At 67.2% G+C, this 24899-nt stretch carries 12 protein-coding genes; all 12 read right to left on the bottom strand.

The features are described 5' to 3' along the window. Positions 1-59 precede the first annotated feature (59 nt). The 12 genes from AB7V09_RS01235 to AB7V09_RS01290 all read right to left on the bottom strand — a co-directional run bounded on the left by AB7V09_RS01235 (position 60) and on the right by AB7V09_RS01290 (position 24846). A complete protein-coding gene (locus tag AB7V09_RS01235) occupies positions 60-1178 on the bottom strand; it encodes a putative T7SS-secreted protein (protein ID WP_279012701.1) in 1119 nt (372 codons plus the stop codon). Further along, on the bottom strand, positions 1178-2464 hold the full coding sequence (locus tag AB7V09_RS01240) for a hypothetical protein (protein ID WP_009407064.1): 1287 nt from the start codon (positions 2462-2464) through the stop codon (positions 1178-1180). The genes AB7V09_RS01235 and AB7V09_RS01240 overlap by 1 nt, the downstream gene beginning before the upstream one ends. Before the next feature lie 154 nt (positions 2465-2618). Continuing rightward, entirely contained in the window at positions 2619-7058 is a 4440-nt protein-coding gene (locus AB7V09_RS01245) for an FtsK/SpoIIIE domain-containing protein (RefSeq protein WP_419142681.1), read from the bottom strand. Next, on the bottom strand, positions 7055-7840 hold the full coding sequence (locus tag AB7V09_RS01250) for a hypothetical protein (RefSeq protein WP_279012698.1): 786 nt from the start codon (positions 7838-7840) through the stop codon (positions 7055-7057). The genes AB7V09_RS01245 and AB7V09_RS01250 overlap by 4 nt, the downstream gene beginning before the upstream one ends. A gap of 97 nt (positions 7841-7937) precedes the next feature. Beyond that, entirely contained in the window at positions 7938-9725 is a 1788-nt protein-coding gene (locus tag AB7V09_RS01255) for a serine/threonine-protein kinase (protein ID WP_419142682.1), read from the bottom strand. Then, a complete protein-coding gene (locus tag AB7V09_RS01260; RefSeq protein WP_419142683.1) occupies positions 9725-11383 on the bottom strand; it encodes an FHA domain-containing protein in 1659 nt (552 codons plus the stop codon). The genes AB7V09_RS01255 and AB7V09_RS01260 overlap by 1 nt, the downstream gene beginning before the upstream one ends. Beyond that, the gene (locus AB7V09_RS01265; protein ID WP_419142684.1) at positions 11380-12264 is read right to left on the bottom strand and encodes a PP2C family protein-serine/threonine phosphatase; all 885 of its coding nucleotides are present in this window, start codon (positions 12262-12264) and stop codon (positions 11380-11382) included. Before AB7V09_RS01265 ends, AB7V09_RS01260 begins: the two co-directional genes overlap by 4 nt. Positions 12265-12277: 13 nt before the next feature. After that, the gene (locus AB7V09_RS01270) at positions 12278-13684 is read right to left on the bottom strand and encodes an RDD family protein (protein ID WP_419142685.1); all 1407 of its coding nucleotides are present in this window, start codon (positions 13682-13684) and stop codon (positions 12278-12280) included. A gap of 2 nt (positions 13685-13686) precedes the next feature. Beyond that, positions 13687-16245 carry a DUF3488 and transglutaminase-like domain-containing protein gene (locus AB7V09_RS01275; protein WP_419142686.1) on the bottom strand — a complete coding sequence of 853 codons (2559 nt, stop codon included), beginning with the start codon at positions 16243-16245 and terminating at the stop codon, positions 13687-13689. Next, on the bottom strand, positions 16242-17435 hold the full coding sequence (locus AB7V09_RS01280) for a DUF58 domain-containing protein (RefSeq protein ID WP_009407313.1): 1194 nt from the start codon (positions 17433-17435) through the stop codon (positions 16242-16244). The genes AB7V09_RS01275 and AB7V09_RS01280 overlap by 4 nt, the downstream gene beginning before the upstream one ends. Before the next feature lie 315 nt (positions 17436-17750). Beyond that, the gene (locus AB7V09_RS01285; protein ID WP_009407198.1) at positions 17751-18716 is read right to left on the bottom strand and encodes an AAA family ATPase; all 966 of its coding nucleotides are present in this window, start codon (positions 18714-18716) and stop codon (positions 17751-17753) included. A gap of 127 nt (positions 18717-18843) precedes the next feature. Beyond that, entirely contained in the window at positions 18844-24846 is a 6003-nt protein-coding gene (locus AB7V09_RS01290; protein WP_419142687.1) for an Ig-like domain-containing protein, read from the bottom strand. Between the last annotated feature and the right edge of the window lie 53 nt (positions 24847-24899).

The raw sequence follows: 24899 nt of genomic DNA on the forward strand, positions 1-24899 counted from the left end.
CTCGCCTTGGCTGTCTAAGTGTCGTATGTAGTGCGTGGGAGCCTGTTTTTTCGGAGGCGTCAAGCGAGTCTGGTCAGGGGGATCGACTTGGGGGTTTTTCGCCCCGGTATGGGGTGTGGCTGTTTTTTGGGGGAACGATTGGGTTCTGGGGATCTATTTTTGTTCTTGCGGTGGGGGTCTTGAGGATTGTGGGTTTGATGGTTGGGCTTGTTCTTCGGTTTTGTTTTAGGGGTCTTCTTGTTTTTTCCTCCCCCTTTTCCTTTGTTGAAGATTTCTGTGACTCCGCTGGCTAGTGACTTGAATAGTTCGCCGGTTCGATTAAGTTCTCTCTTAATAAACTCTCCTGGTCTCATCTTGCCGTCCGCGACCTTAGAGATGTCCTGGATGCGCTGAATCCATCCCTTCATTTGGGTCAGGGTGACCGGAACTGCTATGCTCACAGCGACTCCAAGTTCCGGATTAATTGCATAGGCGATTTCGGTGACTGCAGGAAGGATGCCCTCAACGAACTCGCTGAATGCGTCAAAGACTGGCTCGATGAGCTCAGCCACTTTGGCCATGACTCTGAGGACCTCTTTGACGGTGTCCCAGAAATCGTCTTTCATGGGGCTGTTCTCGTCGGTCTTATCAAGTTGGGAGATGGCGTTGCTTGCTGCAGAGTCGCGCTCTTCGATCGCTTGCTTCAACTTTTTCTTGGATGCGTTGATGTTCCCCTGGATCTCGCTCTGCTGTCCAAGCAGGTTGGCATAGCTTGATCTCAGGGACTTCATTTCCTCGGGGTTTCGGCTGGAATTATAGGCGTTCTCGATGTTTTTCTTCTGGTTTTCTACCTGCTTAAGCTGACCTGCGTGCCCTTCCGCCTCTTTGAGTGCCTCGAGGGAGATCTTCTGGGCGTTCTCCAGGTGTGGTGCGTAGGTGTTCAATGCTGCTGCTGCTCCTTCGCAGCGCGACTGGGCTTGGCCAATCTGTTCCACCAGATGCTTGGCTTTACTCTGCAGCTTGGCCACGGCTTCGCCGTGAGACTCGTAGGAAATGCTCTGGAGGCTGCTCTGGGCGGTTTTTATGGCCTCAACAGTCTCGGTGTATTGGCGGGCTGCGGCTTGAACTCCCAGCGGATCTCCGGGGATGGGATCCTTTTGTTGTCCGAGTGGGCTCCAGTCAGAGGGACGTGCACTCATCAGTTCTTCTCCTTAAGAGATTGCAGTTGGTCCCGCAGGCGACGGGCTTCTTCATTTCGCTTATCGTCGTTTGCTGACTGTATGGCACTTCCTGTCCCCAGACCTGCGGCCATCCCCATTCCGCTCATGAGGGGGGTGCTTGAAGAGGATGAGGGTTCTGCCTTGTGGCCTGCTGACGTGGATGAGGATGTGGCACTAGTGGAGGGGGAGGGGCTGGGCTGCGGAGGTGTGAGCGAGGGGGGTGTCGATTCTCCTGCCTGAGGTGCTGGGGGTGTCGGCGATATGGGGGAGGCTGACGTGTCGACTTCTGAGGGAAGGTGGTCCTGAGGTAATGGGGGTGCGCTCGAGCCGCTCGTCATGTCCGGGGGTGTTGACGTTGTGAGAGGAGCCTTCGGTGGCTGCTCATCAATGCCTTGGAGGCTAGCCAGCGTGCTCTCCCGGTCGGAGTGTAGTGAGGTGGGGATGTCGTTATTGCTGATTTCGGCAAGGGCTTGGCGCAGGTCGTTGGAGGAGTCGCCTTGGCGAGTGTCGGATCCCAATGTGTCTATGGTAGGGGGAGATGTCTTCCGGTGTGACAGAACGCTGCTGATGGCTGCAAGACTGATCCCGGTCAATGAGCCGATTCTCATGGTCAGAGAGCCGTCGGGTGAGGCTGCAAGGCCGATATCAACCGCGGGGCCGAGCAGCTGGCGCATCTGCTCAACTTCGGGGTGACCTGACTCGTTGAGTGGGGAGGAAAGTGGCGAACCGCTTTGAAAAGAGTCTGTCGGTTCCGTCTGTGCTGAAGCGCTGAAGGAAGGGGTAAGGGGGCCGGAGGTGCCGCGATTGGCGCTCGATTCGGGCGTGGCTCTCGTTCCTGCACTCTCCGTCGAGTTTGTTGGAGTGTCCCCAGCTGAGAGTGGCTGTCGGGGTTCGCCACTGTGCGGTGTGCTGGATTGTGTTGAACTGGTCTGCGGTTGCTGCTGGCTTCCGGTATCGGCCTTCTGTGACGGTTGCTGCTCGTTACTGAGGCCCTTGCCCACGCCGTTGTCCCAGGCGGTGAATGCGTCGCGGACACCCTCCAGGTCTTTGCGGTAGCTTTGGATGGAGCTGGTCAGATCAGCGCGTTTCTTCTTCCATGAGTTCTCGAATTTTTCGAGGCTTGAGGCGAGTTGGTCGTGTCCGACGATCGTGGCGTACTGATTACTGCGATCACTCATTGAGGTGAAGGCGTGCTCGATCTTTCCCAGGGAGAGCAATGCCTCCGAGAAGTCCTTGTCGACGATCTTGATGTCGTGGCAGCTCACGGGTTGTCCTTCCGGAGACGGGATGATTGCTGATAAAGACGGTACGGGTGAAGAACTCGGGAGGCGATGGGGGTCAACCCCCACCGTGGAGCGCTGTCGACGTAGGCCTCACAGGACAGGCTCTGTTCCGGTGACGGTCGAGCGTCGACTCCTCTCACTCCATGAGCGGGACCTGGACTTTGACGGCACGACCGGCACTGACCCAGTAGCCCCGCCCCACCGGCATCTCACCGCGGCGCACCTTCGGTGTCGGGGTGCGCAGGATGAGCTCGCCATCCATGGAGTCGGGTTGGAGGATGAGACCGGTGCGGGCGGAGCGCACCTCCTGGAGCAGGGGCCAGGATGAGTTCCACTGGGAGGTGTCGCCCTCAGCCACAACGAGGTGCCCGTTGCGTTTGGCCTTCTTGACCGCGTCGATGAGGGCCATCTCCAGTGGGGCCTGGAGGAACTCGGGATAGCCCTCGATGAACAGGGCGACGTGGGGATGGCCTGGGTCGGCCTCCACATCCAGGGTCGGTGAGAGCCGTTCGAGTGCCTCGCGGATCCTCTCCTCACCGGAGACGGACAGATCCCACAGTCCCTCCATGGCTGCCAGCGGTGAGCGCCGCGAGGCCAGATGCACCCGGACGATCTGCGGCTCCCACTCGCACAGCGCTGTACTCATCCAGCGGATCGCGTTGGAGGTGCCCGACTGGGGCTGGCCGCCCAGCAGGATCGCGCCGACAGGCTCAAAGCCCATCATGGCCAGCGTGTCCGAGGACATGCCCAGCGCCGGGGCGCCCGCGACTGTTCGTGGCAGCCCCGCCGCGGGCAGCTCTAAGGGCAGCTTTCCGATGGCGGCCGGCCGCTGCCGGCCCTGACGGGTGAGGTAGTGCCCCAGGGAGTCCACCAGACGTGACTGGGACAGGATGTTGACGTTATCCCCCAGGATCGCCAGCTGGAGCTCCTCGTCCTTGCGTCCGACCTGCATGGCCCTTCCCGGAGGACTGGAGGGGGTGAGCACGTCCTTGGGCAGGCTGAAGTACATGTACCCGTCCTCATCGGTCTGCCGTAGGACGATCTTGCGTTGGAAGGAGTTGCTCATCGAGGTGGGCACAGCATTGGGGCGCTCGGCGGTCGCGGCCACGTGAACCCCCACTCCGCGGCCGTCGACGAGGATCCGCTGGAGCAGGTCCAGCAGTGCCACGCCGTCGGAGGTCTTCTCCAGTTCGGCGCGCATGGAGCCCACGCCGTCGAGCAGGAGCAGCAGTCTGGGCTCCTCATTGCGGTGGGCGATGCGCCGGTAGTCGGTGATGGTGCCCGCACGGCTCTGTGAGTAGCGCTCGGAGCGCTCGTCGATGATGCTCACCACGTGGCTCAGTAACCGGCTGACGCGTTCTTCGTCGTCACCGTCGACGACGGCGCCCACGTGCGGCAGTGACTCCAGCATCCGCAGTCCGCCACCCGCGAAGTCCAGGGCGTAGACGTCCACTGGCCCCGATCGGGGCGTGATCCCGGCGGCGATCGCCAGGGTCCGCAGCGCTGTCGACTTCCCTGAGCCCGACGAACCGTAGAAGCAGATGTTGCCGTCATCGTCTGGACGGAAGTACTCCGCGTACTGGTCCTGGCTGTCCGGGTCGTCGACGACGCCCAGGATCAGCTCGGTGTCCCGGCGCTGGGGCAGGTAGTTCAGGTCGTACGTGGTTGCGAGCTCCTCCAGCCACGGCTTGCGCGGAGCGGTGATACCCGCCTCCTGGGCGGCCCGCTTGACCGTGTCCACGACCCTCTCGATGTCCTGGGGGACGTCATCGGACGCGGTCTCGATATGGGCCACCTGCCAGGGGCGGGGGACCCCGAAGGTCATCTCGTCGACCGAGACACGGGCCACCTGCAGCTTGGCGGAGGTGCGGGCCCCGGGGTAGGCGGACTGGAAGCGGGTCACCCGGCCCGGCCCGGTCTTGGCGGCGGCGCGCCCCGGGAACTCCGGAGGGAAATGGGCGGCGGTCTTCTCTCCCAGGACATCCTGGGAGTCGGACTCGTCTGCCATGCGCAGTGCCACGCGCAGGTTGGTGTTGGCCCGCAGATTGTCCTTGATGACGCCGGCGGGCCGCTGGGTGGCCAGGACCAGGTGCAGCCCCAGGGACCGGCCTCTCTGAGCGACGTCGACGACGCCGTCGACGAACTCTGGAACCTCACCGACCAGGGCGGCGAACTCGTCGACGACGATGACGAGGCTGGGCGGGCAATCGGGATCCCCGGTCTTCTCCAGCGTGACCAGGTCCTTGGCGCCTTTCTCATTGAGCAGGTGCTCTCGGTGGCGCAGCTCGGCTCTCAGACTGGTCAGCGCCCGCCTCACCAGGTAGGGGGATAGGTCCGTCACCAGACCGACGCAGTGCGGCAGCTCGGTGCAGCGGGCGAAGGCCGAGCCCCCTTTGTAGTCCACGAAGAGGAAGGTGATGCGATCCGGGGACAGGGACTGGGCCATCCCCAGCACCCAGGACTGGAGGAACTCCGACTTTCCGGCACCCGTTGTCCCCCCGACCAGGGCGTGAGGCCCGTGGGCGCGCAGGTCCAGTGCCAGGGGTGCCTCCGCTCCCTGCCCCACCAGGGCGCTCAGGCTCAAGGGCTGCTTGAGGGGGACGGCCGCACCTCCTCGGTCGATGATCGAGTGGTTGGCACTCCACCTGGAGATCTGGGCCTCCACGGAGTCCGCCAGCTCCTCGCCGGTCAGGCCGACGAAGGAGATGGCCGCAGGCAGGTCGGACTCGTCGTCGACGGGCACACCGGCATCGATCACTGGAGCCAGGTGGCGACCCAGCGCCTGGGCCTGGGAGTGGCTGAGCGACTCGGGGACGACGTCGGTCGCATTGCGCGAGCGTCGCACGTAGCCGACGACCGTCTTCTCCTCGCCCAGATGAAGGAAGGTGCGGCAGGCGGCGGGAAGGTCGGCGACGTCGCTGGCGAACCACAGGACGTGGACCCCGACGTCCGGACCCTGCTCGACGACCCGGATGAGCCGGGAGCGGTTGACCCCAGGGTTGTCGACGATGACGACGACGTCGGGGACGATGGCCTCATCCCCCTCGTCGTCACTGACATCCTCCGACGGTCCACGACGCGCCGGGGTGGTGGCGCCGCGCTGGACGATGAGCTCCTCCAGACGGGCCAGGAGAATAGTGCCGGTAGCGCCGTCGCAGGCCAGCTGCAGGTCACCCAGTGGGGAGTGGGGGGAGGAGGTGTGAGGCGCCCACTCCAACCAGTCCCACCGCTCTCGGCCGGTCGGGTCGGTCAGGCAGACCACCGTGACCTCCGCGGGGGAGTGCAGGCAGATGAGCTGGGCCACGATGGCCCGCCCCACCGCCTCCAGGTCCGGGCCGGTTCCGCACACGCCTAGTGCCCCGTCCTCACGCAGGTTGACGATGATGGGGACGTCGCTGATCGTGGCGTAGCGCTCCCGTAGCTTGTCCAGGGACTGGTGATGGACCGCCAGGCCGTCTCGGTGCGTGTTCGCCTCGATCTCGGTGCGTGGCAGATCCGTCCCCAGCCCCAGACGCAGCTGGAGGAACTCAGGATGTTCCGGGCGCCGTGACCAGAGCATCGGCCCCAGTGCGAGAGCCTGGTCGACCACCTCGTTGACAGCCGGGTACTGGGCCTTGCGCGCCCGGCGCTCCGCGGCGTGCGTGCGGGTCAGGCGCCGGTCTGCGTCCTCCACTCCCTGGATGAACACCTTGATGTCGTGCTTGAGCTCACGCTTGCGCCGGATGCGCTGATCCGCCCAGTTGCCGATCATGATGAGCGGGCTGAGGAGGATGAAGATGAGACTGAGCATGTTGCGGGTCATCAGGAGCATGGTCGCCCCCATGAGCAGCGGCATGACCATCGCCAGCAGCGGGAACCGGGCGGCGTTGCGGGAGCGCGGCACCTCGGGAAGCTTGATCTTGACCGCGGGCGTGCGCGGGACCACCCGTGGAGAGCGGGTGAAGGCGATGTCGCCGTTGTCGCCTCCCTGACGGATACCGGGGATCGACGAGACGGTCGTCAGCATGGACAGGCGCAGCGTCGTGTCCCCGACGGTGACCAGGTCATCCGGTCCTAGCGACAGGCGTTGAACGCGTTGGTCAGCCACGATGACGCCGTTGGCCGAGTTGAGGTCATGCACCTCGATGCCGTGCCCCACCGTAATCCGCATGTGCCGCTTGGACACGAGCGGGTCGCTGAGCACGATGTCGCAGCGGCCGGAGCGTCCCAGCTCGGTCGAGCCGGGAGGCAGGGGGAAGCTCCGCCCCTTATCGGGCCCGGACACGACCTGGGCGATGGCCACCTGCTGGGACGGCGAGTGCTCGGAGACGACTGCGCTCACGTTGACCAGGTCGCCTGAGCGCAGCCCCGACTCGTCCAGTGGCGTGTGGCTGGTCAGGGTCATCGGGGCGGTGACGCCCGCCGGGTCGAGCACCCGCAGTGTCACCGCGGCGGGATCGACGGCGCCTGTGGCCTTGACGGGACTGGCGCTGGCCAGTGCCGCAGCGACGTCTCCCACGGTGGCGGTGGCGTCAGCGGTGATGCGCAGGTTCGTGGGGTGGCCGCTGCGCCCGACCACGGAGAGCTGGATCTTCATCGCTGCGCCTCAGCTCCGTGTCGCGCCCGGAGTGGAAGGACAGGCGCTGGATGTTCGGTGCCCGCCGGCTGCGTCGTGCTGTCCAGCAGGGGGAGATCCTCGACAGTGACGATCCGTGCGGTCAGGGCGTAGTCGACCAGGGCGGTGCGCCGATAGGAGGCGTGGGCGCGAGGTCCTCCGCGCATGCCCTTGACACCGATGCGGTCGAGCTTGTCGCAGACGTTGTCCAGCTTGCGGCTGAAACGGGTCAGGGTCCAACCCAACCGGGCGGCCGCGTCGGCGTTGCGCGGCAGGTCCACCGGGCCGCTGCCGGTGCGCCTGAGCCAGGGCTCGGCCAGTGCCAGGATCGCCAGGTGCTGACTTGGCGTCAGGGTCACCATACCCACGGTCGACTCACCGGTCTGGGGGCTCATGGGGCGAGGCTGGGCGGTCTCATAGCCGGGAAGGGGCACGGTCAGCAGGATCTCGTAGGTGGTCGACCCTGCGGTGAACACGATGGCCATCTCCGGAAAGACCAAAGGTACCCGGGCCCCGGGCGCGATCCAGGAACGGGAGGTACCGGACTTCTCGGTCAGAGTCGCCCCGATATGAGAGCCGACGTTGGCAACCCACCACAGGCCCGTGTCATGCTCCAGGATGAGGAATGTGCGGTGCAGGAACAGGTTGTCGTCGTCAAGCACGAGATCCCCTTCGCGCCCGATGCTGAAGCGCGTACCGGGCTCGACGCTGTACAGCTCGCCGACGAAGTCCACGAGCAGGGGCTCGGCAGGAGAATTCGTCATGATCCCTCCTTCTTCCTTTGATTCCTCAATGGGTGGTTATTCCTTGAACGGCGGTGTTCGTGAGGTTGCCTGCAGGACCTCGGGCAGGAGCGCCGGCTCACCCCGAGCTGCCCGCCCCGGGTGTGTCGATGCAGGCGACGGAGGCCTCCGACGATGCCCCGCTGGAGTCCCGGGCGATGACCTCAATGCAGGTGCGTGCACTGATCGGGGTGACGGTGGCACTGGTCTGCCTGGTCTCCTGGACCGGGAGCAGCTGGCCCGGGTCGGAGATGCGGTACAGGAAGACCACGTCGCCGCCGCTGGAGTCATAAGACCAGGTGGCTGCGACGCGCCCCTCCGCCTGGGAGACCTTGAGGTCCGTGACGGCGGGCAGTAGCCCGGCTCCGGGAACGGCCCCGGGCGGTGCGGTGGTGGCTGGATGGGGGGTGGCCTGCTGTGTCCCACCCTCTTCTCGCAGCACAGACCACACTCCGATCACGCTCAGGCAGACGACGACGGCGGCGCCCAGAACAGTGACGGCCACGGCTCGCCCCGACAGATGCTCCCGCTGGCGCCTCCGGTGCACCTCGGCCTCGTCCGAACCCGCAGTGTTGGCGGTGCCATCGGCCGCATCGTCAACGGAATGGGTAGCAGTCCCGCACCGCGGAGATGATGAGGTCGTGGCCGATGAGGCACGTGCCCGCTGTCCCGGCAGGACCGTCGCCTCCAGGGCTGCGTCGGCGTCGTCGTCCCTGCGCCCAGGGTGGGTGCCGGGCATCTCGGGCATGAGTGGTCCTGCGGGCGCATGAGGCGCTGAGAACCGGAGGCGGGAGCGATTGCGCAGCAGGGTGCCGTTTGTGGACTGGGCCTCGACACGACGGGGCGCGAAGGTTGTGGCGGCGTCGTCGTGCTTATGGGTAATGGGTACGGTGCCGGTCGGCCCATCGGGGTCCACGGTGAGGACCGGTCGCAGCATCGTGGAGTCCTGGTCCCCGGCCCCATCCGGCTGCCCTCCGGGTGTCTCCTCCATGACATCGAGCTGGGTGGTGGCCAGCTGCAGGTCGGTCTGCACTTGTTGCAGCGCGCGAGCCAGGGCGACGGCGCTGGTGTACCGGCCGCTGGGCGACTTGGCCATCGCCGTGACCAGGACCCGTTCGAGCTGCTCGGGCACGTCGCGTCGTCCGATTGGGGGGATCGGTCGGTGGAGCACTCGGTCCAGCATCGAGAGCTGGTCGTTGCGGTCGGCGCCGGAGACGTCAACGTGGGGCGAGCGTCCCGCCAGCAGCGTGTAGATGGTTGCCGCCAGGGCATAGACGTCCGAGGCTGGCGTCAGACTCTCCTGGTCGAGCTGCTGCTCGGGTGAGGCCCACGGTGGGGAGGCCCCACCGAACTCATCCTGTTCGATGCTCAGACCGATAGGAGCGGCGATCCCGAAGTCGCCGAGCACCGGACGTCCGAAGGAGGTGAGGAGGATGTTGGCCGGCTTGATATCGCGGTGGAGGTAACCGACCCGGTGAATGGTCTCCACGGCGCCCGCCACCTGGATTCCGATCTCCAGGGTGCGTGTGAGCGTCAAAGGCTGGGATGCGGCCAGTTTGCCCAGGTGCGGCGGTGGACAGTACTCCATGATGAGGTAGCTGCGTTCCTCCTCCACTGTCCCTGCCCCGTAGACCGACACGATGGAGGGGTGCGACGACAGCCGGGCCATGAGGTCCGCCTCAGTGGTGAACCGGTGGTGGTCGCGCTGGCTGCCTCCTTGCCGCAGGATCTTGACCGCTACGTCGCGGTGCGGAACCTGCTGTTCGTACAGGAAGACATCGGCGAAGCCCCCGGCGCCCAGGAAGCGCTTTGGTCTGGCTCCGGGGATTGGTGGGCCCTGCGGCGGAGCGTTTCGCTCGGAGGACATCACGCCTCACGCTCCACTGTCAGGGTGGTGCCGTCACCGATGTCGATGATGTCGCCGAGGCGTAGGAAGATCTGCTGGTGCTCGGGCACTCGGCGGGGCTCCTCGCCGGCACGCAGCAGGAAGGTGCCGTTGGTGGACCCCAGGTCCTCCACACTCATGTCCCAGCCCTCGACCCGCACCGCGCAGTGCGTCTTCGAGATCGCCTTGCCCGGGCTGGGGACCGCGAGCAGATGAGGACTCTGAGCGGCGGTGGTGCTCGTGCCTTGGGGCACTCGGCCGATGATGACGTCAGCGTCCAGAACCGCCGTGGCACCGGAGGAGACACGCAGAATGCCCAGGACCGGTCGCTGGACCTGGCCGGTCCTGGAGGAGATGGCGCCGCCGCAATCGCGGCACGAGGAGGCATGCACCGGGTTGGGGTGCCCCGTCTCGCAGAAGACGGCCAGCACACTGGGGCCGGTGCCGGAGGGCTCATCGATCCCGGCCGTCCTGGCCTGCCCGCCCAGCGCGTCCCTGGCGGCATGAAGCCCGGCGGCCGAGACCGTGTGCCCGTCGTGCCGCCAGTGCTCACTCGAAGGGGCGGAACCATTCGGGGAGGCCTCGTCCGTACCGCCGCCGTGCGGTGCCTGTCCGTGAGCCGGGAGCGGATCATCCGCTTGTGCTGAGTGCGCCTCGAGAGGATGACCGGAGGCGTCCTCGTTGTGGGGCTGCGCGCGGTGGTCTCCAAGCCCGCCGGTGACCTGGGCCAACGGATCAACGTCCTCGCAGTGGACCGAGCGGATGGCCGCAGCCTCAACCCCCCTCATCATCGTGTGCTCGAAGAGATGACCGAAGTACTCGTCCTCGGCTTGCTGCTCACGTATCTGTGAGTCTGCGGTACCAGCGGCCGCAGGAACGTCGTCGTGACCCAGCACCGTGGCCGGGTCCTCGGAGCCGGTCCCTTGCAGGGAACCCGCGCCGGCCAACAGGTCCAAGGACTCCGGTCCCAGCGTCCGTCCTGGATCGGGGGAGTCCGGGTGACCGATCCCCTTCTGGCCCTGCGTCGCAGGTCGGGGCGATGGTGCCGGTGGGGCGACCGGTTCCGGGACGCCTTCGGCCTGGGCCTGCTGGAGGATCTCCTGGACTGCCGACGGCAGCGGTGTCTCCTCACCCCCGTGAGCGCTGCTCTGAGCTGGTGAGGGCAGTGGGAACTGGTGGGATCCGAACCCGATGTGCAGCTGTGAGGCGCGGACGATCCCCGACCGCAGGGGGAGGAGTTCCTCGAACTGTTCGGGGCCGGCTGCACGTCCAGTGGCTGGAATGAGCTCGAGGATGCACTGGTTGACCCGGTCATAGCGGGATTCCTCCCACACGATGACCTCGGAGGCGTTGAAGCTGCGCTCGCCGTCTGCGGTGTCCAGGTGGAGGCAGAAGCGCCCCCGGGCGGCCACTCGCAGCTCCTGGCCGTCGATGGCCATCATGAGGAAGTCGGGAAGGGTGAAGACCTCGTTGTCGTGCAGCCGGCTCAGGCTTCGCAGCAGGTCGCCGAGGCAGCGGTGCTCAGTGAGTTCAGCCCACATCGCCTCCATCGCCTGCGCGCTCCCGTCGAGGGCGAGGACGCCGCCTTCCGCGACGGCGACCAGGATGCCGCCGGGTACCCAGCGTGTCAGCATCTTCATGGACAGGACCTCCTGGAGGCGGGGGTGGGGACGGTGGAGTCGGAGTCGGTGGCCCGGGGCAGCGTGGTGTCGTCGACCTGCGTGTCCTCCCAGGGAGGGAAGGCCTCCACGACGTCGACGATGACGACGGTGACGTTGTCTCGGCCGCCGGTGGCCAGGGCCAGGTCGACCAGCGTCTGGGCGGCGTGGCTCGGCTCGGGCACGGACCGGGCTACCATCTCGATGAGGGATTCGGTGACGTGCCCGCTCAACCCGTCCGAGCAGATGATGAAGCGGTCGCCCTCGGTGGCCGGCAGAAGGTACTGGTCGGCGACCACCTGGTCCCCGCCGCCTGCCCCCAGTGCCCGGGTGATGACGTTGCGGTGGCATGCTGACAGTGCCCGGGAACGGTCCAGGTGACCGGAGTCGATGAGCTCTTGGACCTCGGAGTGGTCATGGGTGATCTGGGAGAAGGACTGAGCGGAGAGGTGGTAGGTGCGTGAGTCGCCGATGTTGACCACTCGCAGGCACGGAAGCGCCCCCTGCCGGGAGAGCAGCAGACCCGTGAGCGTCGAGCCGGGGGCGCGTTCCCCGGTTCCCAGGGCGGCTACGCTGCGCGCGGCACGGGTCAGGCGCCTGCTGAACTCGTGGGACGTGACGAAGGCGCGCCCCACGAGGTCCTCGAAGGCTCCGACGGCGTGGGCCGAGGCGGTACCGCCTAAGTGGTGTCCCCCCATGCCATCCGCAACGAGGAAGACTGGAGAGTCGGCCAGCAGCGAGTCCTCGTTGTCAGTACGGGCCTGGCCGACGTCGGTAGCCGAGCCATGGCGCACGATGAGGCGGGCCTCCTGAGGGCGCCAGTCCGTGTGAGCCGTCGGATGCGCTGTGGTGGAGCTGTTCATCTTGGCGTCCCGCTCAGTTCCCCACCGTGAACCGGCGTTGACCGACATGGACGATGTCGCCGACGCTGGCTCTGATGCGCTGTCCCTCATCGGCCGTCGTCAACGCTCCGTCAGGCGTCTCTACCGTGGTGCCGTTGGTGGAGCCCAGGTCCTCAATGAGCACGCCGGTGCCGTCCAGAACGACAGCCACGTGGGTCTTGGAGATGGAGAATCCCGGGTCGTCCACGGCAACGGTGCAGGCGCCCTCCCAGGGAGAGACCGCCTGCGGGTCGCGTCCCAGCAGGACCGTGCCTGCGGCGCCGAGGTCGACCCGTTGCCCGGTGTCCAGCAGGAGCGAGGGCGCGGACTGGGGGGTGGACCTGGCAACGGTGCGATCCATGGGGTCGTCTCCGGCGCAGGAGTCCTGGGCCGCCCAATGATTCTGGGACCCCGCCAGCGCCCCACCGGAGGCCACGGTGGAGTCTGCCTGCTCCTGGCGCGCCGATAGCGGCACCATGACTGGAGCGGAAGGGTCTGAGCCACGAGGTACGGACAGTGGCGAAAGGGGCGCTGATCCCACAGGTGCTGCGGCCGGCTCGCCGTCCTGCGCCATCGGCGATGACTCCAAGTCAGTGGGCCGCCGGCTGGGAGCTACTGGCCCTTCCGGCTTTCCGGATCGCCACGGGACCTCGGTGATGAAGCCCTCGGCCCCCACAGCAGCCACGGAGTCATCTGCGCTGCGGCTCTCGGAGAGGGGTCGGCGTGCCGTGACAGTGACAGTGGACTGAAGGTACTCATCAGCATCGATGCGGTCCTCAAGGTCCTCGGGACGCAGGAACCGGTCATGGTCGTGCTCGCTGCCGGTGCCGCCGTTGGTATCCCCATCGCGCAGCTCCCACCCCGGGGGCTCCTCGCCCTCACCGGTGTCCTTGGCAGTGACGACGACGATGTCACTGATCCGATCGAACCAGGAACGACCGCTGCGGTCCTCGGAGACCAGGTAGATGATGACGGCGCCGATACCCAGGGTGAGGCCGGAGACGGTCGACAGGACCAGCATCTTGACGAGGGCGTTCAGACCGGGCCTTCCCGGGCGGGACCATCGCAGCCAGGAGATGCCCACAACCCGCATCCCGAGGGTCTGTCCACGCTTCCACAGGTCAATGAGCTGGAACCAGATGACGGCCACCGCTCCCAGGAACGCGATTGCTGCCGCCACTCCGATCGTCACCGTGGAGGTCAGCTGCACGGCGATTACGGTGGGAATGAGGCACATGACGTTGATGAGGGACACCACCACTGAGTCGACGACCAGAGCCGTGGCACGCATGCCGGTGCTGGCCGGTCTGAGGTCCCGCAGGTGAGCGGGGGAGTCATGGGAGTCTGGTGAGGCCGGGGAGACCTCAGGATCCGCCCCGCGGTTGACTACTGGCTCTGTCATCATCATTCGTCTCCTTCAGAGGAGGGCAGTGAATCCGTGGCAGGCTGACGCGGCGGTCTGCGCAGGCCCGATGGACTCAGCCAGCTCGGCCACAGACGGCGCGAGCCGTCCGGGGATGGCGTCGGAGCGTTACTGAGCCGAGACGGTCCGACGCCCAGGGACCGACCAGCTGGTACGCGGCCGGGACGATGCCTCAAGGAGGTCACCGAGAACCGCGCCACCAGGCGGCGGTACCGGGAGGAGCGAGACGCCAGAGCCCGACTCAGGGCGTCGGTGCTGTTCCAGGCACGTGCCTCCACCGTGTCTGCCATGTCCTGGCCGCTGAACACCGTGGAGTCCACCAGCTGGGCCAGGCCGCCGACGCTGTCTGAGGACGGGGACGGTCGGAAGGTCAGCCCCGGGTTCGGCTCGCCGGAGACGAGGGAATCGAGGTAGAGGGCCTGCTCATTGCGGGTGGTCGCCCGTGGAACCCCGGTATGCAGGTCCGTCGCGTAGTCAATGAGCTCGTTCCATGAGCCGGTGATGCGATCCATCCGACTCGCGGCCCGGCGCCGTCGTCGACGACGCCATGCCTTGGCGGCCACGATGGCGATGAAGGGCGCGGCGATGACCACCAGGACACCGACCACCTTGGCCGCCAGGAGCAGCCATGCCAACCAGGGACTGGGGCGGTCTGAGTCGTCGTCGCGGTCGTCGTTGGTCTGCGGTGTCAGATCGGCCGGGTCCTGGGGCGGCACCGGTGGCTGAAGCACCTGGGGGCGAGGATTCGGCTTGGGTTTGGGAACCTCCGTCTGGGGCTTCTGGTCACGGGGCGGAGTGGGATCGAAGGCCACCCAGCCCACGGAGGAGAAGCTCACCTCCACCCAGGCGTGGGCGTTGGTCCCGGTGATCGCCTGCGTGCCCCCGGAGTAGGTCTCGGGGTAGAACCCCAGGACCACGCGCGCCGGGTAGCCGGCCTGCCTGGCCATGAGCGCCATCGCGACGGCGTACTGCTCGTCGTCGCCGATCATCGGCTTCTTGGGATCCAGGAAGGTGGTCAGACGTGCGGTCGAATGGCTCGGCAGGGAGAGCTTGTCACTGCCATCGGAGAAGAATCCCTGGCTGGAGAAGGTCTGCGCCATCGTCCGGATCTTCTCGGCCGGGGTGGAGGCCTCACCGATGAACTCGCTCAGACGGGTCCCGGCCTGCTCCGGCACGTTGCTCGTCTCAGGCATTGTCAGCGTGGTAAGCGCCTTGTCGCTGAGCTGGGCATCGGTCCAGGTCGGAGTGTCGATGATCGTCGTCGTGTAGCGGTCCCCCGAGGTCAGGCCTTGTGTCGTGATGGCCGACTCCAAGGGCTCGGAGTAGTACAGGGACTCCTGCAGGCTTCTGGCGCGAGCGCTGGTGAAGGCAATCGACTGCATCTGACCGCCTCCGGGCATCCAGTAGCCCGAGTAGTCCTTGATCGTCACCGTCAGGCTCGTGGTGCTGGCACCACCGGGCAACGGCTCATCGGTGACGGTGGAGCCCACCCGCCGGAACCCCTCCGCCGAGGCGTCGGTGCCCACGCGCATGACGGTGCCGTCGTAGGCGTCCAACGTGGCCAGACGTATCCTCTGCCCCTCCTTGAGGCCCTCCACCGTGAAGAGGGTGGAGTCCTTCTGGTTGTCCACCCAGTAGCGGAAGGAGGTCAACGGCGAGGCGTAGGCCGACATATCCAGAGGAGGCCTCACATGATCGCGCAGCACATCTCGGCGGCCTCCGGGCTCAAGGACGGGGGACAGTACCGTGGCGACGGTGATGGCGAGCGTCAGCATTCCGGTGGCGCCCGCGACAAGACGGAGCCGGGTACGACGTCGGGAACCGGGCCTGCCGACGATCCCGTGCCCCGCCGCGATACGACCCCGCTGTTGCAGGTGAGCCATCCACACCATGGCGACCACCAGAGCCACGCCAGCCGCAGGAAGCGCTAGTGGCGCCCGCTGCGAGCCCCACAGGATCCCGATGAGTCCCAGCACTGCCACAGCCAGCAGGGCCCAGCCCCGACGCCTGCCGGCTCGCAGCGTGATCGTCACCGCCACCAGCGAGCACAGCAGTCCACTGAGATAGGGGACGATCCCCGGGCCGACGAAGGACGCCGCAGGAGGAGCGATCGTCAACAGGTCCTTCCACGAGGTCACCGCGCCGATCACCAGCCCCTGAAGGGTCGCCAAGGTCGGCACCCCCCACCGACCCGTTGTCGTGGGAAGTGCCAGCGGACCTCCCGCCAGTAGGTAAGAGATGACCGCGGCCAGAAGGACCTCCAGGGGATTCCATCGCCACCAGGCCCCGGCCAGTGCCACGAGCGTGCCGATGACGATGCCCCCGGCGACGGCGACGTAGCCGCTGAAGGAGCCGAAGACGGCCCCGTGCGTAGCCCCCGCGGCGACCAGTAGCAGGACGACCGCGCCCAGACTCACCCAGTCCAGGTGATGGACCGGTGATCCGCTGCCGGTCGAGGCGGTGGCCCCAGTGCCTGCACCGACGCCGGTGGGCAGGCTCTCAGGACGATCGGTGGGAGTTCGTGACCCATGAGTGCTCAAGAACGGGCCTTTCTCATCGCGGGCGCCAGGTGCTCCAGGTCGGGCAGCGTCACCACGGGCAGTCCTGAGACTCTCTGCGAGGCCAGGCGCTGACGGCCGTTGATCCTCAGCGCCAGGCAGCGGGTGCTGGCCGGTACCTCGGCGTGAGCGCGGTGGAGGGTGGCCGCCGAGGTCCTGGCACCAGTGACCAGGACGGTGACCGACGCCTGAGGTACGGCACTGACCGCCTGCCGGGTCAGGTCCACCAGGTCCCCGGCCCTCTCCACCGGGTCTAGCGTGGTGAAGGTGTCCAGCACTCGCGCCCCGGTGGGCAGGTAGGGGCGGCCGGTCTGGGTGACCAGGCTGATCTCCCGGTTGTCTCGCACGGCAGCCAGCAGCAATGAGGCGCTCGCGGACACTGAGGTCTCGAAGTCCTCCTCCTCGTCCCAGGCGAGGGGATCCAGGTCGTGGATGACCAGGAGATGGGCCCTGCGGGTCTCCTCGAACTGCCGCACCATGAGGCGCCCGGTCCGGGCCGTGGTCTTCCAGTGGACGTTGCGGCGATCATCACCCGGGGTGTACTCGCGCAGGGCGTGGAAGGACACGTCCGAGCTGGACAGATCCTGGGTGACGGCGCCCTCGATGTCGCGGATGAAACCGATCGCCGTCGAGTCCAGGTTGACGGTGCGCGGGTGGATGAACAGCTCGACCGGCTCGGTCCAGTTCTGTGCGCGTCGGACCAGGCCGAGGACGTCCCCGCGGATGCTTCGCACCGGCCCCACCGTGATGACTCCCCGATGCCGGGTGGGCACGGTGAAAATCTCTTGGTGCTCGGCGCCGGGGGAGAGGCGCGGAATATCGAAGACAGCCAGGCCTTGGCCCACCGGCATCTCCACCGTCGCCGGTCGGGTGGCGCGTCCCGAGGGGTGCGACAGGTGCAGGGATCCCAGTGCTGGATCACCGACGACGACTCGGGTCGATACCAGGGAGAGCCGCACCCGGTAGGTGGCTCGTCCCAGCGCCTGAAGCGCCGCCAGCACCAGCAGGGTGGCCAGGGCCAGGGTGATGACCCATGCCTCCAACCAGTGCCGGCTGGCAGCCAGGTACCAGGAGATGACGAGCACCAGCAGGCAGACCCGCCCCAGCGTGGTGACCATCGCGACCGCGCCGCCCAGCCACGAGCCGCAGGCGGACAGTACGGGGCCCACCACAGGAAGAGACCGTAGCCGTGCGGCCGGCGTGGCCATCCGCCTGTGCACGGCCCCTCCTGCTCGCCGCAGTGCTGCCAGAGCCTGTAGGGCCGCCCTGGTCAGCGCCGATAGTGCGGAGCGTGCTGCGCTCGATGCGAGTCCCAGCGCGCTCAGCAATCGTCGAGAACGCCTCGGACCGTTCCTCGGCTGCGTAGAGGAGCCCAGCGGGGCGGAGGACGAGGCCCTCCCGCCTTCCGGGGTCCCGCGGGACTTCTGACCCGGCGAGCGGGGGAGGGCTCCCGGGACGGTCCCCCATGTCGTCTTAGCCATGAGGTCCTACTTCTGAACCGTGGGGACGGGGACGACCTCCAGGGCCTCGGAGATGACGGCGGACGGCGTGGCTCCGGCGAACTCGGCGTCGGGGTCCATGACCAGGCGGTGGGCCCACACGACCTGGGCGAGCATCCGCACGTCATCCGGGAGGACATAGGGCCGCCCCTGAGCAGCCGCCCAGACCCGCACGACCCGAGCCATCGCCAGCGCTCCTCGTGTGGAGACCCCGACACTAGTGCTCTCCGAGGCCCGGGTGGCGGCCGCCAGTGCCGCGATGTACTTCACCACCGAGCGCTCCATGTGGTTCTCCGCGGCCAGGTCCGCCATGGAGGCCACCGCGCTGGAGGCGATGACGGCACTGAGCGACTTCGAGCGGTCCGGGTTGGCACTTCCCTCCAGGACATCCGCCATCGCCTCCTCATCGGGGTACCCGACGGAGGTCTTCATGAGGAAGCGGTCGAGCTGGGCCTCGGGCAGGCGGTAGGTGCCGGCCTGCTCGATGGGGTTCTGGGTGGCGATGACCATGAAGGGACGGCCCGTGGCATGCCGGACCCCGTCGACGGTCACCTGGGACTCCTCCATGACCTCCAGGAGGGCCGACTGGGTCTTTGGGCTGGCCCGGTTGATCTCGTCGGCCAGGACGATCGAGGAGAAGACGGGGCCGGCGTGGAACTCCCAGGAGCCGGCCTTCTGATCGAAGATCGTCACGCCCGTGATGTCGCTGGGCAGCAGATCGGGGGTGAACTGGATGCGCGAGTGCGTCCCCTGAACGGTTGCCGCGATGGCCCGGGCCAGGGCGGTCTTGCCGGTGCCGGGGGCGTCCTCGAGCAGGAGGTGGCCCTCGGCGAGCATGGTGGTCAGCGCCAGCCGAATGACCTCGGTCTTGCCCAGTAGGGCCTGCCCCACGTTGTTCACCATCCGGGCGAAGGTGTCGGCGAACCAGGTCGCGTTCTCATTCGTCATTGCCATTGATGGCCCTCGCTCTCCGTGGGGTGTTGACTGCGGTGAAGGGAGCCGGCTCGGTGAGGAACTCCGGCGGCTGATCGATGTGGGGACGCGCTTGGCGTCGAGGCTCGGCGAGTGCGGGTACCGGCTGCTACGTGCATGTGAACCAGGTCCCCTGATCCTGCAAGGTCATCAGGACGTTGTTGTAACCGCGCCAGATGGGCCGGTCCCTGTAGCCACCCGAGCCATCGACCGTGATGGAGGTGCTCACCGCTCGGTTGTCCCAGACTCCGCTGCAGGTCACCACCGAGTTCGGGGGCCAGTCCGAGAGCGTCACCACCTGATAATGGGCGTCCTCGGCTCCTCTGCACGTACCTACATCGCACTTCCCCTCACCCTCGAGGGAGCCCGCGTAGTTCCTGGCGAAGGTACGCGTGGTCACCTCAGTGCAGCTCTCCTGCCCAGTGCGTGATCCCAGCTCAGACGAGGACTGCACGGCCTGGAGACACACGCGCGTCGTGCTTCCCTCTCCGACGCTCCACTGCTGGGAGCCGGAGGCTCCGGCGTCGTCGCTGGTGGACGGTCCGCTCAGCTGGTAGCGGGTGGATCGCCCACCGTCGCCCCCTCCGGACCAGGAGCAGGAGATGGAGGTGACGCCTCCTGCCGAGCAGCTGATGCTCGGTGAGGCAGGTGGGCCGAAGGGGGTGACGCTGCCGGCACTGACCGCCTCCGAGCACGAGGTGCTTCCGGTTTTGGCCCCGCAGACACGCACGTACACGGTTGAGGCGCTGCCATCGCTCAGCCCGTTGCCGCTCAGGTCGCTGACGGACTGCCAGGAGGAGCCGTTGGTGCTCCACTGGGTGGACAGTTCCCCGGCGCTCCAGCCGTTCCCGGCGGAGGCACTGGCGGACAGTGAGATCTGGCGACTGGCGCCGGTCGCACTGACGCCCGTGACTCTGGGGGCCGGTGGGCGTCCCACGACCCAGGTCGAGGTGGACTGCCCCGGTGAGGTATGGGTGGAGGCATTGGCGGAGTCATTGGTGGCCGTCACCGTGAAGGTCACCTGTTCCTGCGAGGTGCTCACCCCCTCCAGAGTGACTGAGCGGTTGTCGGCTCCGGAGACCGTCTTGGAGGCCCCGGTTGAGGAGGTCACGGTGTAGTACTCGATCGGTCGGCCGTTGGTGTCGGACACCGGCCCCCAGGAGACGGTGACGGTATCGGAGGAGCCGCCGCTGCCCAGATTGGCCGAGGCGGCCTGTACCGAGCCGACCGGTCCGGGCCTGCCGTAGGGCGAGACCGCCAGGGAGGCGGAGGACCACTGCTGGCTCTCACCCTTGGTGTTGACGGCCTTGACCACCGCGGTGTAGGCCGTCCCGTTGCTCAGGCCGGAGAAGGTGACGCTCGTGCCCGACACCGTCTGCTGCTGGCCACCCGGGCTGAGGGCGACGACGTACCCGGTGATGGGCGAGCCCTGGTTGGACGGAGCGGACCAGGACACGCTCACCGAGCCGTCACCGGCGGTGGCCACCGGCTGGGGGACCGTGTCCGGGACGACGTCGATCGAGGTGGTGGCCGATGTCGAGGCATCAGAGTCGCCGACCTCGTTGTGGGCCACCACGTGGAAGGTGTGGTCCTTGCCATTGGTGCGCCCCTCCATGAGGCAGCTGGTGACCGTGCCGCAGTCCTGGGAGTCGCCTTGCGTCTCGTCGTAGACGGTGAAACCGCTGATCGGCGCGCCGTTCGCCGCCCCTGCGGTCCACGAGACCATGGCCGTTGAGGCGCTGCTGGAGGAGGCCGCCACCGAGGTCGGTGGGCTCGGCCGGCTGCGCACCGTCACTTGGACGGTGCCCTCGACCTCGCGGCCGCCGTCACCGGTCTTGTCCCCGACCCGGTAGGTGATGACTCCCGCCCGGGCATCGGCTGCAGGTGTGATCGTCAGGGTGGAGCCGGAGCCCGTGACCGTGATGCCGTCGGGGGCCGTGGGGGTCCCCACGAGATGGATGGGGGAGTCGGGGAAGGGGTTGACGGCGTAGGAGGAGATATCCACGGTCGTGGACTGACCGGCGTTCGCACTCACCGATGCCGGCGAGAGCATGATGAGGGGCTGGGAGGAGGAGACGATGCTCACCGGCGCCGATCCCGATCCCCGGGCCCCGGAGCCGTCCTTGACATCGATGGTGAGCGACCCGAGTGAGCCCTTCGAGGCTCCTGAGGGCGCTGCCACCGATAGGGTCTTGCCGCTGATCGAGGCCTTGATGCCAGCGGGGACGTCCCGTACCGAGTAGGTCAGATCAGCCGGTTTCTCCCCGTCGGGGTCCGTGGCCCACAGCGACACGTCAACCGTCGCGGTCTCACCGGGGGCCACCTCGATGGCAGTGGGGGCGATGGTTGGTGGGCGGTTGTCCCCGGGGGTCACCGTGATTGGGAGTGTCAACCAAGCGGTCTTGCCGCTGGAGTCGTTGAGGTCCTTGCCGTCGGTCACCTCCACGGTGACCGAGGAGGGGCCGGAGTAGTCGGGACGCGAGGTGAAGGTCACCGTGGTGGAGTCCTTGACCAGGTTGGAGCCGTTCCACCCTGCGGCGGCCGTGACCTTGTTGCCGTCGGTCAGCTGCACGCTGCGGCCCTCGCGGGTCAGCACGTAGTCGCGCAACGCGATGGACAGGGTCTCGCCCGAGCGCACGGTCAAGGGCATCTTGCTCACGTCGACCTCCGGCTCGGTGACCACAGATCCGGGGACCTCGACCAGGGCGGAGGAGGTCAGCCCGCTGGGATCGGTGACCGTGTAGAGCACGAAGCGGGGCTCGTCGCCCACCGTGATCGTCAGCTCCCCGTCCTGCCCGACGCTCGCCCCCTCGTCCTGAGTGGTGACGGTGGCGGCACTGATATCGCCGTCCGGGTCCTCGTCATTGTCCAGAACCGGGACCCTGACGCTCCGGTTGGATCGGGCCTGCGCCTTGCTGATGTGGTCGTCGCGGGCGATGGGGGCCTGGAGCGGTGCCGCCGCGGAGACTACGAGGGTCACCATGCCGACGACGGGCTCGGAGCGGCCGTCCGTAACGCCGTACTGGATGGTGTAGCTCCCCTCGGTGCTGGGGGTCGTGAGTCTGACCCGTGTGCCGTCGGCCGACGGGGACACTCCCGAGTCCTGGCCGGAAATAAGGGAGGACTCCAGGGACAGCGTGTCCCCGTCCGGGTCGACGTCGTTGACCAGTACCGGGATGGACAGGTCGACTCCCTGCCGTGCGGTGACGACATCGGCCACGGCGACGGGCTTCTGGTTCGTCGCCCCCGCGGGCGCTACACCGACCCTGACCACGGCCGAGGCCGTCTTGCCGAGGCGGTCCTGGACCGTGTAGCTGAAGACGTCGGTGCCTGAGGCATTCGGGGCGGCCGTGTAGATCAGGGATGAGCTCTCCAGCTCCACCCCGCCCAGCCGCGGCGAGGACATCAGCCCGCTGAGGCTGACCGAGTCGCCCTCGGAGTCCAGTCCCTCCATGGGGATCGGGATGGTCACCTTCTCCCCGGCTACGGCCCACCCGGTGACGTCCTTGGGGTGCGGGGCCGTATTGCGCTCGTCGTCGCGGGCCACAACGGTCAGGTTGACGCTGGCCGAGGCGACGTTGCCCTCCGAGTCGCGCACGCTGTAGATGATCCGTCCGCTGCCGGGCTGCTCCCCGGCGCGGAAGCGGACAACGTCGTCGGAGACGAAGGGCTCGCCCATGGCTGGGTCGATCTCGTGCTGGAGGTCGGACTGGACACTCATATCCAGCCCCGCGGGGGAGCGGTCGTTGTCCAGGACACTGATGCCGCCCACGTCCCCGGCTCGCACCACGAGCGTGTCATCGGTGAGCTCGGGTGGGGTGGTGCTCGGTGCTGCCGGTACCGGGATGACCTGGAGCGTGCCCTCAGTCGTCCCGGCCGCATTGGCCAGCGTGTAGGTGACCGTGGTGGTCTCGGTCAGCCCGTTGGGAGCCGTGATGCGTAAGAGGTGGTGCTCCAGGAGCGCCACCACCAGGGGACTGCCCTCGGGGGTGCGCACGGACTGCACGGAGAGCACCCCGCCCTGCGGGTCGGAGTCGTTGTCCAGGACCGCCGACAGCGCCTGCCCTCCCGCCGGCAGCGTGATGACGTCGTCCTGCGCCACGGGCAGCGCGGCCTGGTCAACCTCGATGGCATCGACCCGGATCACGCCCTCCGTGGCGGAGGGCCCGTCACTGACGGTGTAGGTCAGGTAGAAGGTGCCCGCCTTGGACGGGTTGAGCGTGACGACCCCGGTGTTGACGTCGGCGGTGGCGCTCAGCCCCTCGGGCGCTTCCCCCACGGAGGCCAGGCGCAGGGTGTCGCCGTTGGCATCGACGTCATTGGCCAGCGGCGAGACCTGGCCGGACTGGCCCACCGGGACGACGACGTGGTCCGCGTTGGTCACCGGGGGAAGGTTCTCGTTGCCGTGCACCTTGACCGTCAGGCGGCCCTCGGTGTCCTCGGTGCCGTCGGAGTAGGTGACGGTCAGGTCCGTGTTGCCCGTCGTCTGCCCCATGTCCTTGACCGTGATGGTGCCGTCGGCCCGGTACGTGACGTCGAATCCCGAGGGGAATGAGACGCTCTTGAGGTAGACGGGATCGCCGTCGGGGTCGAGCCAGTCGTCGGAGACGTTGAGAGTAGTGCTCGCTCCGGAGGCGAGGTCGAGCGAGGAGAGACGCTTCTGCTCGGGGCCGGCGTTGACGGAGAAGGGGTGGACGTTGAGGGTGACGTTGGCGCTGGCCTGCGCCTGGCCGTCATCGAGGGCGTAGGCGAAGGACGATGAACCCATGGCGTTGTCATCCACCTTCACCTGCAGGGCGGCGCCGGAGCGCACCTGGCCCACCTGTCCGAAGGACGGCTGCGAGGTCGCGGTGGCCACCAGGACGTCGCCGTCGGGATCAGTGTCGTTGGCGATGACCGGCAGGTAGGCGGTCCGTCCGGGCCGCACGCCGAAGGAGTCGTCCTGGGCCTGGGGAGGGGTGTTCTCCTTGGACCGCTCCTGAGTGGCCTCGTCCCGGGTCTCGGTGGACTCCTCGTCGGAGTACTCCTCGCTCTTCGTCTGGGAGTTAATCTGCTCCCAGTTGTCGACCTGGACCATGTTCTTGTCCGGCAGCCACACGCCGCCGGTGGGGATGTCGTTGAGGACGATGACGTCGCGGTTGGTGCGGAAGACGGCCTTCGAGACGTTGTTGAGCGTGGGGACGGGGATGTCGACGTCGTGGTCGGTGCCTGCGCAGTCCCGCAGGAAGGAGCCCTTGACCCCCCAGGCCGCGTAGGCGCAGCCCGAGTGCTGCGCGGGCCGGGAGGGGCTGCCGCCGGTGACGCCGGGGGAGACCGAGGAGACCTTCCCGGACAGGCTCACGCGAAGGAGTCCGGAGGTCGAGGAGACCAGTACCTCGTCGGCCTGCGGGCCGGGAACCTGGAGCTGGAGGTCGTCTCCGGGCAGGGATGACGTCTGGCCCCCTGGGAGCACGAGGGTGCCGCTGCGGCGGTCGAGGACCACGCTCTTGTCTCCCACCGCGCTGACCTGCAGCTCGGCGTCGTCCGCCAGTTTCGGCAGCGAGGTGGTCGAGATGTCGGTTATGGAGCCACGGGGCGTGACCGTCTTGACGGTGCCGGTTCTGATCGATGCGACGTGGGCCGAGCCATCCGTGCCCATGGCCAGAACGGCGCCGGGCATGTCGGAGATGGTGGGAGGAGTTGCCGACTGGCTGAAGGTGGGGGCCTGTGAGGCGCTGGCGACCCAGACCTTGCCCGTGGCCGGATCGGCCACCCCGATGCGGTCCCCGCCCAGCTCCATGGTGGATGAGCCGGCCGAGGTGTTGGGCGGCATGAGGGTGGTACGGGCCACGTCGATCTGCGTGTAGGTGTCCGAGGAGGCATCGGACATGAAGACCTGGGAGCCGGACTGGTCGACGTCGAAGCTCGTCGAGGAGGTTCGCAGCCCCCCGTCGAGCGTCTGTGAGGGGTAGTTGAGGTGGGCGACCATCTTCATCTTCCCGTTGGTCACCCACACTCCGCCGTCATGAAGATCGACATCATGAGTGACCATGCCCGGGTGCAGAACGATGGCGACCAGAGCCGCAGCGGTCAGTACCGCGATGACGCCGACATTGACACGGCGTCTGGACAACCGTTTCACAGTGCTGCGCTCCAGCGAGAGAAAAGGGGAGACGGGGTCAGTCA

The organism is Actinomyces sp. SKVG-SVH-4(1), assembly GCF_048514265.1.
Lineage (GTDB): Bacteria > Actinomycetota > Actinomycetes > Actinomycetales > Actinomycetaceae > Actinomyces > Actinomyces oris.

What these genes read in the sequence shown, in the direction of transcription:
- AB7V09_RS01255 (WP_419142682.1), bottom strand. Translation starts at nt 9,725, where the DNA reads ATGTCCTCCGAGCGAAACGCTCCGCCGCAGGGCCCACCAATCCCCGGA.
- AB7V09_RS01260 (WP_419142683.1), bottom strand. Translation starts at nt 11,383, where the DNA reads ATGAAGATGCTGACACGCTGGGTACCCGGCGGCATCCTGGTCGCCGTC.
- AB7V09_RS01250 (WP_279012698.1), bottom strand. Translation starts at nt 7,840, where the DNA reads ATGACGAATTCTCCTGCCGAGCCCCTGCTCGTGGACTTCGTCGGCGAG.
- AB7V09_RS01285 (WP_009407198.1), bottom strand. Translation starts at nt 18,716, where the DNA reads ATGGCAATGACGAATGAGAACGCGACCTGGTTCGCCGACACCTTCGCC.
- AB7V09_RS01245 (WP_419142681.1), bottom strand. Translation starts at nt 7,058, where the DNA reads ATGAAGATCCAGCTCTCCGTGGTCGGGCGCAGCGGCCACCCCACGAAC.
- AB7V09_RS01265 (WP_419142684.1), bottom strand. Translation starts at nt 12,264, where the DNA reads ATGAACAGCTCCACCACAGCGCATCCGACGGCTCACACGGACTGGCGC.
- AB7V09_RS01270 (WP_419142685.1), bottom strand. Translation starts at nt 13,684, where the DNA reads ATGACAGAGCCAGTAGTCAACCGCGGGGCGGATCCTGAGGTCTCCCCG.
- AB7V09_RS01235 (WP_279012701.1), bottom strand. Translation starts at nt 1,178, where the DNA reads ATGAGTGCACGTCCCTCTGACTGGAGCCCACTCGGACAACAAAAGGAT.